Raw genomic sequence first — 14,200 nt, forward strand, 5'->3', positions numbered from 1 at the left:
CCATTTACGCTATAGTTGGGGGATGGAAAAAAGCCGATGAAGGGGAACATCTTCATCGGCTTTTTTGCTGGTGGTGTGTTACTCGGGAGCGCAAGTACAGGATCATTGAGTTTTGCCCCATCTGCTTGGTGAGTTACTGCCTGCTGAGCACGCTCTCCCTTTGGGAATCGCTCATGCAGTGCAGAGGAAATGTTGAGGTGCTTTGTGCGTAACGAGCTACTGCCTGCTGGAATTATGAACTGCATGAATAAAAACCAGCTCCGGGATCATCTCCGGAGCTGGTTTTGTTTAGGTGCCGCTCTTCTATAAGAGCTAGATGTTCTTGTACTTATGGCTGCCAGTTTACGTTAATGGTGGCCGTGCCGCTCGTTGGTGCGGTGAAGGTATGGTTCGAGCCGCCTTCCCATGTTACCGTCGAGCCCTGTTTTTTCAGGAATTTGAATTCGATGGTTTTGCCGGCGGGAACGCTGACGTCATAGTACCAGGTTGGGTATTGGTAGATGACCTGGTTGTACAACGGACCGATGGCTTTGGCCGGGTCCCAGTTGCCGAGCTCGCTTACGCTGCCTGCCAGGTACACGTTCTGGCCGAGCGCGGTGGTGGCGTTGTTCACCACAAAGCGCACGCTGACTTGATCCCCTGTCAGCACTTCGAAGTTGTCATGCACATTGCTTGAAACACCGGCGCTGTTGGTGATTTTGATGTTATATATGCCTCCGGCAACGGCAGGGATTTTCACTTTGATCTGCATGTCTTCCCAAGCCGTAATGTTAGCGCCGGTAACTGCCGTCGTGCCAAAGTATACCGTGCCTTTGGTTGCTCCGAAACCGCGGCCGTCAATGGTGACGGTTGCGCCCGGTTTAGCCATCATCGGTCCTACGTGCCCGATGGTTGGCGTAGTCACGGCCGTGGTGTACTGCCATACGGCCGTACCGCCCGCTGCCAGCGTAAAGTTGGAAGCGGATCCGCCGGAGCCGACGGTCAGGCTGTTACCGTTCAGGAGGCCGCCCAGCACGTCGGTGTAGCTGCCGGCCGGCAGTGAGGTTACCAATCCCGTAATGGAAGCCGGCGTGTTCACGTTGCGGTTGACGGCGATGACGGCCACGTTGTTGCCGAACTTGCGCTCGTAGATCAGCACGTCGTTGTTGATCCAGCGCTCCTGCGTCGTTCCATAGGCAATGGCCGGATTGGATTTGCGCAGAGGCGCCAGCTTTTTAATTACCTGATAAGCCGTAGTCGAGGTAGAGAAAGAAGGAATTCGGGCCCGGTTGTCGGGATCGTTCCCGCCGGACATGTATTGCTCGGTTCCATAATAGATGGCTGGCACGCCGCGGGAAGTGAGCGTGAAGGCGAGCGCTTGCTCCAGCTTCCGGCGGTTGGCGCTGTTATTGTGGAAACGTTCCATGTCATGGTTATCGATGAACGTGACCTGATCCTCCACCTGGAGGTAATCGGCTGCAGAGCCCTCCAGCATGGATTTCAGTCCGTACATATTGTCGGTGTTGTCCCTGAATACCTGGCGAACCTTCTGCGCGAAACGGAAATCCAGCAGGCTCATGCCGGATTCATTGGCGAACTTATGGTTCTCGGCACTCACTTCGTTCACCCCGAGGAACCATTCGCCGAAGGTGAAGACCGGCTTGTAATTGTTGACGGTGGCCATGAAGCTCTTCTGCCAGCCGAACGGCATATGTTTTACCGCATCCATCCGAATGCCGTCAATGCCTAGATCAAGCCACATTTTAATGGCATCCTTCAGGTAGGTATCCACCGTGCTGTTGTTGTGGTTCAGATCGGCAAGATCGTACAGGTTTTTGTAAATCCCGTTCTCTGTCGTCGAGAAATCGGTTCCCCCGTTATGATGGAACAAATTCTGCGTATCGCCCGTGTATCCGCCGAGGAGGGTGCCGTTGTTGTACAGCTTGCCGTTCTCCGCGAACGACGGCTGGTCCGAGGAAGCGGGAGACGTGTGGTTCGGCGCGAAGTCGATGATGACTTTGATGTTCTTGGCATGGGCGGCAGCGATGAGATTCTGGAAGTCGGCGATTGTGCCATACGCCGGGTTCGTTTTTTTGAAGTCTCTAGCCCAATAGCCGTGGTATGCGGTGTTGTTCACGCCGGAATAGTTGATGACGCTGTAGATGTTCTCGACCGGCTGGGAGATCCAGATGGCGGTAACGCCCATGCCGGTCAGGTAGCCGTCGTTGATTTTGTTGATGATCCCTTGCCAGTCGCCGCCGCAGTACAGCCGCAGGTTGGTGCAGGTACCGTCAAAGGCCGGGCCGGTCGGGTTGTTGGCAGGATTGCCGTCGGAGAAACGGTCCGTAAAGATTTGATAAATGACATCCGTGCTGAAATTTTGCTTGTTGGATACAGAGGTATCCGGAGCTGCATGGGCTGGGCCGAGCAAGCTCAGCGCCAGGGACAAGCTAAGGGCAAGGGCGGTTGTCAGTTTGTAGAATTTTTTCATCGTATTCCTCCTATGTAACAGTTATTGAATGGGGGGTGGTTCAATGAGCAAACCGAAGCTGCGGGGAATCACCTCCTGTACCAAAGATAGGGCAACAAAAAACCCCGGCATCTCCTGAAGAGAAACCGGGGTTGTTCCATACCGGGTGTGCGGTGATAGAATGCATGGCCCTTAAATTATGCGAGTGTTTGATTTCAACAATATTGTAAATGAAAGCGCATTCAGGTGTCAATATGTAATATCCAAATAAAAGGAAATTAATATTTTATGACATGAAATTAAATTTTATAGTTCTTATTTATTATTGAAACAAAATTTTACAGGCCATATAATAGGTTTAGCAAGCGTTTACAATTTGAAGATTATGTTCATGCAAAATGGCGTGTTTGTTGTTCAGTTGATCCAACTCAAGGCCTGGAAGCAAAGGAGGGGAAGTTCAGTGGAGACTCATGTGAAGGCCGGTGCAGAGCAGCTGGGCTTGGGAATCAAGGGAGTGAGAGCGGCGTGCGCCGCCATTGAACGCGAAATAGCCGCGGGTACGATGCCGGGTGCCGTACTGGGCGTTCTGCATGAAGGCAGGACATGGTTCTACACAGCAGGTTATGCCAATCCTAATCCGGTGCAGGGCCAGCCTGTGCCTGTTAGCGAGGATACGTTGTACGACTGTGCATCCTTGACCAAGGTGGCGGTCACGCTCCCGTTGATTCTGCAATTGATCGATGATGGAGTTCTGACCTTGAGCACAAAAGCGAGCGATATGCTGCCTTCATTCGGAACGGCAGGCAAAGAAGAGATAACGGTAGGCCAGCTGCTGACGCATACTTCCGGGCTCCAGGCGGATATGAACCTGCATTCCCATGGCTGGGACAGGGAGCAGATGTGGGATGCCGTTTTTTCAGCGCCGCTTGCAGCCAAGCCGAATACCGAAGTGATTTACAGCGACTTGGGATATCTGACGCTTGGTCGCATCATAGAACGGTCGCTCGAACTGCCCTTGGACCAAGCGTTTAAGCGATGGGTGGCGGATCCGCTGGGCATGCATCACGCAACGCTGACTCCTTCGCCGGGTCAGGCGCACCGTTATGCCGCAACGGAGCATGATGAATCCATCCAGGATCATCTGTGCGGGATCGTCCATGACGAGAAGGCGCGGGCTTTGGGCGGCGTGTGCGGCCATGCGGGATTGTTTGCCACGGCAGGGGACCTGCTGCAGTATGCCCGAATGTGGCTTGCACAGGGCGCGGTTCCGGCGGTGGAAGCTGCGAAGGCGAAAGCCGGCGAACCGAGGCTCCTATCTCGGGCTGCGGCGGCTACGGCCACCCGTCCCCATACGAGTCATATTCAGGGCTCGAGCCGTGGTTTGGGATGGGTGCTGAAAGGGGATAAGATGGACGCCTCGGGAGATTGGATGAGCCCATACTGTTACGGGCATACCGGCTTTACCGGAACCAGCCTGTGGATCGATCCCGAGTCTGATCTTGCGGTCGTTCTGCTGACCAACCGCGTATATGGGGGGCGAAGCAGCAGCGTGGCTCAGCTGCGCGCACAGGTCCACAACGCTTTGAAGGGAGCCGTGTCATGGTAAGACTGGAATACGGCATATGGTTGTCCAGCCATCCAAGCATGCCCCGACTGACGTACCGTTTGCATAGAGAGCAGTGCGCACGATGTACAAAATATGTGTCGTTCGATTCCGCAGCGGCAGCAATCCGAAGCCGAGCTAACGCCGGATGGACATTAAGCAACACCACCTGATGTCGGTACAGTTATGGTAGCTGCTGCATAGATATTCCGTCCAGCCTGGAGGATTGGTGAGTGGAGATCAACCGGTCGCATGCCGTTAAGCGGCAATCGCTGCCGATCCAAGATTTACGACTATAAGGAGGGATAACGCAATGGCGAGTTTAACCTACAGGTCTTACCGGCCTGGAGACGAGGAAGGGATAACGGCTCTGTGGAACGCCTGTCTGCCGGGAGATCCCGTCACCCGGCTTCGTTTTCGAAATCTGGTGCTGCTCGACCCGAACTTTGATCCGCAGGGACTGCGGATCGCGGAGCAGGAGGGCCGCATAGTGGGCGTCCTGTATGCGGTGCGCCGGAGATTGCCGATGATCGGTACCGAGCTGGACCCGGATCACGGCTGGATCACCTTCTTCTATACCGATCCATCGGTTCGAAGATCGGGGGTCGCGTCGCGGTTGCTGCAGGAAGGCGAAGATTATCTTCGTCATCATGGGCGCAGCAAAGTCTTTTTCTCCTCGTATGCCCCGAATTATATCGTTCCGGGCATTGATGGGGAGCGCTATCCGGAGGGCTTGGCATGGCTTGCGGCCAGCGGGTTTACCCGCAATTACACGGCGGTTGCGATGGACCGCTCCCTGGTTGGTTTCCATATGCCGCCGGAGGTTGCGGAGCTGAAGCGGCAGCGGGAGCATGAAGGCTTTGCTTTCAAGCCGGCTCAGGACGGCGATCTAGTGGAGCTGATCGAGTTCGCGACGGACGTGTTTAACCCGGATTGGGGCCGGGCGATTCGCGAAGGATTGCTGCAGCGATTAACAACGGATCAGATTCTGATCGCGCGCGATCAAGGGAAGCTGGTGGGCTTCTGCCTGCATGGCGGATATGAGGGCGTAGCTGAACGATTCGGTCCGTTTGGCGTGGATCCGTCGATGCAAGGGAAGGGTCTCGGAAAAATTCTCTTGTATGACTGCCTTGCCCTTATGCGTGCTCAAGGACTTCACGGTGCCTGGTTCCTCTGGACGGGCGAGCAGAGTCCCGCAGGCCATCTGTACCGCAAAGCCGGCTTCGACGTGACGCGCCGGTTCGATATTATGAGCAAGCCGCTTCAATAGATAGCTTCGACTACATGGATATACAAAGGAGAGATTATATTGACGGAAGCAAAGCAGCATCACATTTTGGCGATTGGCGGGCATGCGGGCGACATGGATCTTACGGCAGGGGCCGTGATCGCCAAATACACGCAGGCTGGCCACAAAGCGACGTTTCTTCATCTAACGCCGGGAGAGAAGGGACATCCCCGTCTGACGCCGGAGGAATACGCAAAGCAAAAGATTGACGAAGCTCACCAATTTGCCGATATCGTCGGCGCGGATGTGCGGTTCCTTGCTTACAAGGATGCCGAGCTTCCGCTGGACGAGGAAGTGAAGTATCAGGTCGCCGACGTCATACGGGAAGTGAAGCCGGATATCATCATTACGCATTGGAAGGAGAGCATTCATAAGGATCATTCCAATACGCATTATATCGTGGAGGACGCCCGCTTCTACGCGGGCTTGAAGACGATTGAGCGCGAGCTTCCGTCCCACTATGCCCAGCATTTATACTATGCGGACAATTGGGAGGATCCGTACGATTTTCATCCCGAGGTCTTCATCGACATTCCGGACGAAGCCTATGAAACGTGGGTGAGAGCCATGAACGTGTACGCTTATGCGCGCGGGGAAACCTACGGCTTCCCGTTCATTGAATACTACAAGGCGCTCACGATCGTACGGGGAGCGCCAATGAACTTCAAGCGCGCGCAGGCCTTCGCTGTTCCGAGAGGCGCGTTGACCAAACGGTTACAATTTTTCTAAATATATGGTTTTTCATCCAATCAACTGGAATAATCGCTAACATTCTCACAAAAAAATTGTGAGAAATACCAAAACATCCACTGACATTATACCTATCTTTTGATATAATGAGTGATGTTACGGGGGAACACGTACGGAATCATATATAGAGAATACAAACAGGAGAGGAAGTCTTCCATAGTGGAGGCTTCCTCTCTTTTCGTTTCGTCAAGAATTGCGAAGAATGGGGACATAGCGTTTCCGAATGCAGCTCTGGCGGGAAGGCGAGGCAGAAGGGCAGCTGTTGCATTTTTCAAAATCCATGGTATGATGTATTTAAAGAATCTTAAATTAAAGATATTTAGGCGGGTTTTAGGGCAGCCTATGATGGGATTCCCGCCTAGTTTATGATGTGTTTTTCAGGGCAGTCTTTGGTCCTATTGAGCTATTCCAGGGCATTCTAACGAACATTAATGGTGTCAAACGGATTCGAAATTGAACCATATCACCAATCGAAGGGAGACTATAAGTATATGGAACATATGCATATTTACCGCCAGGGCACCTCTCCGGAGGCACCAACCTTACTATTGCTGCACGGCACCGGGGGGAACGAGGAGGATTTGCTGCCGCTGGCCGAGATGATCTCGCCCACGTCGAATGTGCTCGGCGTCCGCGGGAACGTGCTGGAGAACGGCATGCCGAGATTTTTCCGCCGTCTGGCCGAAGGAGTGTTTGATGTAGAGGATCTCGTGAAACGCACGCACGATCTGAATGAATTTCTGAACTGGGCAGCCGCCGAGTATGATTTTGACCGCAGCCGCATCGTGGCCGTCGGGTATTCAAACGGCGCCAATATTGCCGCCAGCCTGCTGTTCCACGAAGGGGACGCGCTGCAAGGGGCCATCCTCCACCATCCGATGGTTCCGATGCGGGATAAAACCTTGCCGGATTTGACCGGCGTTCCGGTCTTTATCGCGGCAGGCCGGCGCGATCCGATGTGTACGCCGCAGGAGAGCGAGGATCTGAACGAACTATTGAGCGGGGCAGGCGCGGACGTGAAGCTGCATTGGGAGAACGGGGGACATCAGCTCAGCCGTGCAGAGGTCGGGATGGCCGCTGCCTGGTTTAAGGAGAAGTTCCTGTAATACCGGGCATGCCAAGTTCCATGATGCGTTCCCTGTCTAATCAAGTAAAAATGAAAGCGAATATGATCAAAATACCGTCAATACGTTGGCGGTATTTTTTTTATACTTAACCCATCGAATAAGAATCGAGGGGGTCCGACATGGCACAGACAATGGAGACGATGAAGAAGCCTGGCGCCCAGCCGACTCGGGAGGACAAGTCCAGGGGATCCTTGCAGCGGGGAGAGAACCTATGGGGGATCGCATTCGTAAGCCCGATGCTGATCGGCGTTATCATTTTGGTGCTGTTTCCGATATTGGCTACGCTCGTGCTGGGTTTTGCCGATTGGAATTTCGTGCAGGGCTGGGACGGCATCCAGTGGGTCGGGTTTCAGAATTTCCGCCAGCTGCTGGAGGATGACATGTTTATCAAGTCGGTACGCAACAACATCTTGTTTCTCCTGACGGTTCCGGTCTACATGATGATCTCGATGACGCTGGCCATTTTGATCGACCGGTTTGTCTATATGAAGGGCTATTTTAAAGTGGCTTACTTCATGCCCTACATATCCAACATCGTGGCAGTAGCCGTCGTATGGCAGGTACTGTTCCAGCCGTCCTACGGTCCGATCAACGAAATACTCCGGACGCTCGGGATGTCCAATCCGCCCAAGTGGATCGCGGATCCCAATTTCGCGCTGATTTCCATCATGCTGATATCGATCTGGATCTCCATCGGCTTCAATCTGATTATTTATATCGCCGGCCTGCAATCCATTCCGAAGGATCTGTACGAGGCGGCGGACATCGATGGAGCCAACGGCTGGACCAAGTTCAGGCGCATTACGCTGCCCCTGCTGTCGCCGACGTCATTTTTCCTGCTGGTAACGGGGATTATCTCCACGTTCAAGGTCTTTGATATCATTGCCGTCATGACGCAAGGGGGACCGATCGGCTCGACGACCATGATGGTGTGGTATTTGTACGATACGGCATTCGTCAACCTGAAGGTCGGTTACGCATCGTCCATTGCCGCGGTTCTGTTCGGCTTTGTCATGCTGATTACGCTGGGGCAGTGGGCCGCTCAGAAGAAGTGGGTCAACTACTAAGAGGGAGGGTGCTATATGGGGACAAGAGTCGGCGTCGACTGGCGCAAGCTTATCGTCACGATCGCGATGTTCGCGGTGAGCATTCTGTTTCTCCTTCCTTTTATCTGGATGCTGGTGACATCCTTTAAGGTGGAGCGTGACGTATTCGTATATCCGATTCAATGGATTCCGCGGGAGTGGAACGCGATTCAGAATTACAAGGAGGTATGGTTCGGGGATTATCCCTTCTACCTCTATTATTGGAACTCGATCAAGGTCAGCATACTGACCACGATCATCTCGGCCATGGTATCCGCCTTGGCGGCCTACGGCTTCTCCAAAATCCGGTTTGCCGCCGGCAATTGGCTGTTCATCATCGTGCTGGTGACCTATATGATTCCGGGCCAGGCCATCCTGATCCCGCAGTTTATTCTGTACCGCAACATAGGGCTGTTCGACAACCACTTCGGCCTCATTATGCTGGGAAGCTTCAGCGTGCTCGGAACGTTCATGCTAAGGCAATTCTTCATGGGGGTGCATCAGGAATTCATCGAATCCGCCAAAATCGACGGCGCGAACCATCCGCGGATCTTCTGGTCGATTGCGCTGCCGCTGGTGAAACCCGCTGTTGCCACGTATGCGATCCTGCGGTTCATCTGGACGTGGAACGATTATCAGAATCCGCTCATCTTCCTGCGGACGGACCGGCTGTTCACGATTCCGCTGGCGATGCAGAAATTCACGTCCTTGAGCGGAGAATTCTATTCCCTGATCATGGCGGCAGCCGTGTCGGCGATATTCCCGCTGCTGATCGTTTTTATCATCGGCCAGAAGAGCGTCATCGAAGGCATTGCGCTGGGCGGGGTCAAGGGCTAGGGATCTCGGGAATGAACGGGGTAAAAATAGTTCCAACATCAGTAAAGATTGTTTTATGGTTATGATGTAAGCGCTCTATATAATGTGGATAGTCACAGCTAGAATCGTCACGACCTTACATACCGATATCAATGGGGAGGGTTATAGACAATGATGAACAAGAAATGGTGGTCAGGCGTTCTCGCGGCCGCGATGGTGATCGGCTTGCTGTCCGGCTGCGGCGGAGCGAAAGAGAATGCGGCGCAAGGTGATTCCGCGCAAGGCGGGGGCAAGACCAATCTGAGGCTGTACACCTATGGCACGGAGGAAGCTTACAATTGGAAGAAAACGATCCAAGCCTATGAAGAGGCAACGCCGGGCGTGACCATTGAGCTGGTCCAGCTCAGCGAGAAGGGGGATACGCAGGAGGCATTCAAGAAGCTTGACCTGGAGGCGGCATCCTCGGCCCAGATGGACATCCTGATGTTCAGCGATCCGGCGGGTTATGCGCAGCGGGTGGCGCTCGGCATGGCCGAGCCGCTGGACGACTTTATCGCGAAGGACGGCTACAGCGTGGAAACGGATTATAAAGTGGATACCCGCCTCGACGGCAAGGTCTATGCGCTGCCCGGCAAGTTCAACCCCTGGTATGTGCTGCTGAACAAGGATCACCTGGAGGAAGCGGGGCTGCCGGTTCCGACGGACTGGACCTGGGACGAATATGCGGACTATGCCAAAAAATTGACCCAGGGCGAAGGAGCGTCGAAGCGCTACGGGACGTACTTCCACGGTCCGCAAGGGGGCGGATGGCTGGAATTTCTGAAGCTGATGATGGCCAATCAGCCTCAGGATACCGACTATTTGAAGGCTGACGGCTCTTCCAATCTGGATAACCCGACCTTCAGGCAGACGCTGGAGCTGCGCGTGCGGATGGAGAAGGAGGACCAATCCTCGGTGCCTTATACGGACATGATCTCCCAAAAGCTGAATTACCGGACCCAATTCTTCAATCAATCCGCGAGCATGATCACGATCGGCAGCTGGATGAACACGGAGATCGGCGGAACGGATAAAGTGCCGCTGGACTTCAATGTCGCCGTAGCCCCATTCCCGAAAAACGAGGCAGGCGATCCGACGGGACTTACGCCGGTAACCACGGATTACGTGGCGGTGGCGGCCAAGTCGAAGCATAAGGAAGAGGCCTATAAGTTTGTCCGCTGGTATACAACGGAAGGGCAGATCGTGCAGGGCAAGAACATTCCGGCCTGGCAGCAGGTGAAAACCGAGCAGGTGGAGGAGATCATCGACACCATTCTGGCGGGCACGAAGAGTCCGGAGAAGGTAGACAAGAAATCGCTCGTGGACACATTGGTTGCCTCGAAGGCCTCGGCCATCGTGCCGCCGGCGCCTTATCAGGCGGAAGTGTACGAGGCGGTGAACGAGGAATACGAGAAGCTGATACTGGGCAATCAGGATATTGACCAGACCATCGCGAATTCGCAGGAGCGAGTGAACAAAATTATAGAATCCAACAAAAAATGATCTGGTATAATAGACAAAAAAATCGGGACGAAACTCTTCGTCCCTTTTTTTGAATTCGCGTACATTATTCCCGTCACGCCATACCCGAGGTGGATTCTATGCCCGCACGATTGAAGAGCCTGATCCCGAGCTCCATCAGGCATAAGCTGATATTGGCTGCCGTCACCTGCATCGTGGTTCCTGCCATCGTCAGCTTGATTCTGTATAATTCGTTAACGAAGGAAGCCTTGAGGCAGCAGGCGGTATCCAACGCAAGCGATGCCCTTCAGCTGGTCCGCGGATCGGTGACGAATCTGCTCTTAAGCAAAATCAATATCGCCAACTATATCCAGATGAATTCCGGTTTGAATTCCTATTTCAAGCAGGTGGTATCCGGCAACGAAGACCCGGATCCTTATCGCAGGTTCATTGAATCCAACCGGGTGCTGGAGCATCTGGACAGCTTGACGGTCGTCGGCGAGAAAAGCTATGTCACCGTCATTCTGGAGAACGGCTCCTATTACATGAATTATTCCGTAAGCGATTACAATCCGCTCGATTACAGGCAGCGGCCTTGGTTTGGCCAGATTTCGGAGCTGCAAGGCTTGGAGTCCCTATGGACGGAGCCGGAGGCCACGATGTTCCGCTCCGACCAGATCGATCATCCGACGCAATTATCGGTGGTTCGAACGCTCCGGCTGCCGGATTCCGAAATTTACGGCTACGTGATCGTGACGTTCATGGAGGATCAGATCAGCGGGATTTTCAACTCCCTTTCGGAAGGCAACGATATGGTGCTGCTGGATGCCAAGGGAACCATCGTTTCCGGCACTCATCAGAGCCAGATCGGAACGACCTTTGCATATCACGATGACTTGGATCAAGAAAAGCCGTATTCGATCGTATCGATGAAGGGGGAGAAGCAGCTGATGGTACACCAGGACATCCCGTTTGCCGGGTGGCGCCTGGTGCTGATGCAGCCGTACAAGGATGCGATCGTCAATATCAACTCGATTTTCAACCGCGTGTTTTGGTTCCAGATGTGCTCCTTCTTGATCTTTCTGCTGCTGCTCATTGGACTTGTCCGTGCGTTTACCAAGCCGTTAGTCAAGCTCGGTAAAGTCGCAACCGCCGTGCAGCGCGGAAATCTGGAAGTGAGGTCGCATGTTCATGGCAATGATGAGGTTGGACGGCTGGGGCATTTATTCGACGACATGCTGGACCGGTTTAAAGCCATGATCTCGGAAATATCCGAGAACCAGGCGAGAAAACGAAAAGCGGAGCTCCGAATGCTCCAAGCCCAGATCCATCCCCATTTTCTGTTCAATGTCCTGAATTCGATCCGGATGAAGGTCATGAAACGGGGCGATCCCGAAAGCGCCAAGATGATCGGCTCCCTGTCCGTGCTGCTCCGCATGACGATCAGCCGCGAGGAGGACGAGATTGCGCTTCACGAAGAAATCGACCTGATCTCGCATTACGTCGCCCTGATGAACCTTCGGCAGAAGGAGGAGGTCAGGCTGGAGCTGGATATCGCGCCGGAGGCGTTCCTCTTCAAGGTGCCGCGCTTTTTTCTTCAGCCGATCGTGGAGAATGCATTAATCCATGGACTCAACCAGCAGGCCGGGACGATTCGGATTGCAGCCGCCATGAAGGGCAGGCATCTCGTGCTGGCGGTGAAGGACGACGGCATCGGCATGGATGCCGCCATCCGGGAGTCGATTGCCCGGAGAATCCAGGGCGGCTCCGCCGGGTCTTCGACGCAGGAGGAGGCAAGCGGGGGCAGCTTCTCCCATATCGGTCTGCAAAATGTGATGGAACGGATGAGCATGGTGTTCGGCGAGGCTTTTCAATGCCACGTCTACAGCGAGCCTGGCCAAGGAACGGTGATCGAGATGTATATACCGGAAAGAGGGAATGCGGATGTATAACGTGATGCTGGTGGATGATGATTACCCGGTCATTGAGCTGTTGTCGGAGGCCATCTCGTGGAATGAGCTGGGCTTGAACCTGATGGGAAGCTATGAGAACGGAATGAGTGCTTGGGAGGAGGCGAGATCTTCGCCCCCGGACATTCTGATTACGGATATCGGCATGCCCAAAATGAACGGGCTTGAGCTGTCCGCACGCATCAAAGAAGTGAAGGCCGATGTGCGGATCGCCATTCTGTCCTGCCACAACGAGTTCCAATATGCCCAGCAGGCCATGCGCCTGAACGTGCAGGATTATCTGCTGAAGGATACGCTCGATCCCGAGGAGCTGGCACAGCTGCTGAGGCGGTTCAAGCAGGCGATGGACGAGGAAGCCCAGAAGGGCTGGGAGCGGTCGCGGATGATCCATCTGGTGGACGAATCCAAGGAGCTGCGGAAGGAGCAGAGCCTCAAAAATTTCATACACCAGCCCCTGCTGTCCCCCGAAAAATGGCGGCATGAGCTGTCGGAGTACGGGGTGCTGAAGCCGGGTTATCACTGCCTTCCCGCGGTCGGACATCTGGAGGATGTCCGGGAGATCAAGCACCGCTTCGCTTCCAACCAGACGCTGCATTTTGCCCTGGGCAACGTGCTGCGGGAGGTGTTGGATCAACTGAATCCGGATGCGGTGCATGTCCTATACGATGCAAAGTCTTCGCTGCTCCTGTTCGCGTATCGGCCCGGCTTGGGCAGCAACATTTACGATGAGGCCGCCGCCTGCCTGAAGGAGGTGCAGCGAACGCTCGAGCGCGTGCTGCGAATCCGCATGTCGTTCCTGATCGGCCGGGGCTGTGCCGATCCAGAAGGTTTAAAGGCAGGGCTCAATGAACTGCTGGCCAGCCGGCATCAACGATTCTATCTGGAGCCGCTTGAGATATCCAAACTGAACGGAGCGCTTGAACAGAAAAGTCTGCATGGGGATCCCGATCTCTTCGTTTATTATGACCGGGCCAGCTCGGAGCTGCGGGAATCGCTGCTCGGCAAAGAGGGCTCCGGCGCGGCGCGCGATACGGTTGATCGGTGGATCTCATGGATTCAAGGCAAGCGGTACGCACCGGAATCGGTCAAGGACTGGGTATTGAAGCTGCTGCTGGATCTGAAGCTGAGGCTTCATCTCCTGCATTCGCTGTCACCCGCCTATACGGCGGATGCGCTGCACAAAGAGATCATGGACATGGATTCCCTGAACGAGCTGAAATCCTGGCTTCACGATTATTTGGAATCCACCATGCAGGCTATGGATCGAGGATTCGGGGGCAGCAGACGATCGGAAGTGGCGGAGGCCTGCAAATACGTGTCCCTTCGGCTTGACCAGAGGATCACGCTGGATGACGTTGCGGGCTGCCTGCACCTGAATCCGAGCTATTTCAGCCGGATGTTCAAGAAAGAAACCGGCGTGACCTTCATCGAATACGTCACCCGCATGAAGATGGAGCGCGCCAAGGAGCTGCTGCGGCAGACGGACCGCACGGTCGGGGAAATCTGCGAAAGTCTGGCTTACGACAATGTGAGTTATTTCAGCAAAACATTCAAAGCGTATGCGGGGGTAACCCCCGTAGAGTTCCGGAACGGTTGAAAGAATGTCTAACCG

10 protein-coding genes are annotated in these 14,200 nt (G+C 54.3%); 9 read left to right on the top strand and 1 reads right to left on the bottom strand.

Annotated features, from left to right (window positions below; genetic code table 11):
- Positions 1-328: 328 nt before the first annotated feature.
- Entirely contained in the window at positions 329-2,470 is a 2,142-nt protein-coding gene (locus GYMC10_RS04760) for an alpha-amylase family glycosyl hydrolase (protein WP_012819102.1), read from the bottom strand.
- Positions 2,471-2,909: 439 nt separating this feature from the next.
- Here GYMC10_RS04760 and GYMC10_RS04765 point away from each other — a divergent pair, with 439 nt between their 5' ends.
- The 9 genes from GYMC10_RS04765 to GYMC10_RS04810 all read left to right on the top strand — a co-directional run bounded on the left by GYMC10_RS04765 (position 2,910) and on the right by GYMC10_RS04810 (position 14,185).
- A complete protein-coding gene (locus GYMC10_RS04765) occupies positions 2,910-4,055 on the top strand; it encodes a serine hydrolase domain-containing protein (RefSeq protein WP_012819103.1) in 1,146 nt (381 codons plus the stop codon).
- A gap of 310 nt (positions 4,056-4,365) precedes the next feature.
- Positions 4,366-5,322 (top strand): GNAT family N-acetyltransferase, encoded by a 957-nt coding sequence (locus GYMC10_RS04770; RefSeq protein WP_012819104.1) that lies wholly within the window; start codon positions 4,366-4,368, stop codon positions 5,320-5,322.
- A 39-nt stretch (positions 5,323-5,361) separates the two neighbouring features.
- A complete protein-coding gene (locus GYMC10_RS04775) occupies positions 5,362-6,069 on the top strand; it encodes a PIG-L deacetylase family protein (protein WP_009592358.1) in 708 nt (235 codons plus the stop codon).
- A gap of 512 nt (positions 6,070-6,581) precedes the next feature.
- Positions 6,582-7,196: an alpha/beta hydrolase gene (locus tag GYMC10_RS04785; protein WP_012819105.1), complete on the top strand. Its 615-nt coding sequence runs from the start codon at positions 6,582-6,584 to the stop codon at positions 7,194-7,196.
- Positions 7,197-7,336: 140 nt separating this feature from the next.
- The gene (locus GYMC10_RS04790; protein WP_012819106.1) at positions 7,337-8,284 is read left to right on the top strand and encodes a carbohydrate ABC transporter permease; all 948 of its coding nucleotides are present in this window, start codon (positions 7,337-7,339) and stop codon (positions 8,282-8,284) included.
- Positions 8,285-8,299: 15 nt separating this feature from the next.
- Entirely contained in the window at positions 8,300-9,139 is an 840-nt protein-coding gene (locus tag GYMC10_RS04795) for a carbohydrate ABC transporter permease (RefSeq protein ID WP_012819107.1), read from the top strand.
- A 150-nt stretch (positions 9,140-9,289) separates the two neighbouring features.
- Positions 9,290-10,660 carry an ABC transporter substrate-binding protein gene (locus tag GYMC10_RS04800; protein WP_012819108.1) on the top strand — a complete coding sequence of 457 codons (1,371 nt, stop codon included), beginning with the start codon at positions 9,290-9,292 and terminating at the stop codon, positions 10,658-10,660.
- 98 nt (positions 10,661-10,758) lie between these two features.
- On the top strand, positions 10,759-12,570 hold the full coding sequence (locus GYMC10_RS04805) for a sensor histidine kinase (RefSeq protein WP_012819109.1): 1,812 nt from the start codon (positions 10,759-10,761) through the stop codon (positions 12,568-12,570).
- Entirely contained in the window at positions 12,563-14,185 is a 1,623-nt protein-coding gene (locus GYMC10_RS04810) for a helix-turn-helix domain-containing protein (RefSeq protein WP_012819110.1), read from the top strand. Before GYMC10_RS04805 ends, GYMC10_RS04810 begins: the two co-directional genes overlap by 8 nt.
- Positions 14,186-14,200 lie beyond the last annotated feature (15 nt).

Source organism: Paenibacillus sp. Y412MC10, assembly GCF_000024685.1.
Classification (GTDB): domain Bacteria; phylum Bacillota; class Bacilli; order Paenibacillales; family Paenibacillaceae; genus Paenibacillus_AQ; species Paenibacillus_AQ lautus_A.

Coding starts and splice junctions, on each gene's coding strand:
- GYMC10_RS04760 (WP_012819102.1), bottom strand. CDS start 2,470: ATGAAAAAATTCTACAAACTGACAACCGCCCTTGCCCTTAGCTTGTCC.
- GYMC10_RS04770 (WP_012819104.1), top strand. CDS start 4,366: ATGGCGAGTTTAACCTACAGGTCTTACCGGCCTGGAGACGAGGAAGGG.
- GYMC10_RS04785 (WP_012819105.1), top strand. CDS start 6,582: ATGGAACATATGCATATTTACCGCCAGGGCACCTCTCCGGAGGCACCA.
- GYMC10_RS04790 (WP_012819106.1), top strand. CDS start 7,337: ATGGCACAGACAATGGAGACGATGAAGAAGCCTGGCGCCCAGCCGACT.
- GYMC10_RS04795 (WP_012819107.1), top strand. CDS start 8,300: ATGGGGACAAGAGTCGGCGTCGACTGGCGCAAGCTTATCGTCACGATC.
- GYMC10_RS04800 (WP_012819108.1), top strand. CDS start 9,290: ATGATGAACAAGAAATGGTGGTCAGGCGTTCTCGCGGCCGCGATGGTG.
- GYMC10_RS04805 (WP_012819109.1), top strand. CDS start 10,759: ATGCCCGCACGATTGAAGAGCCTGATCCCGAGCTCCATCAGGCATAAG.
- GYMC10_RS04810 (WP_012819110.1), top strand. CDS start 12,563: ATGTATAACGTGATGCTGGTGGATGATGATTACCCGGTCATTGAGCTG.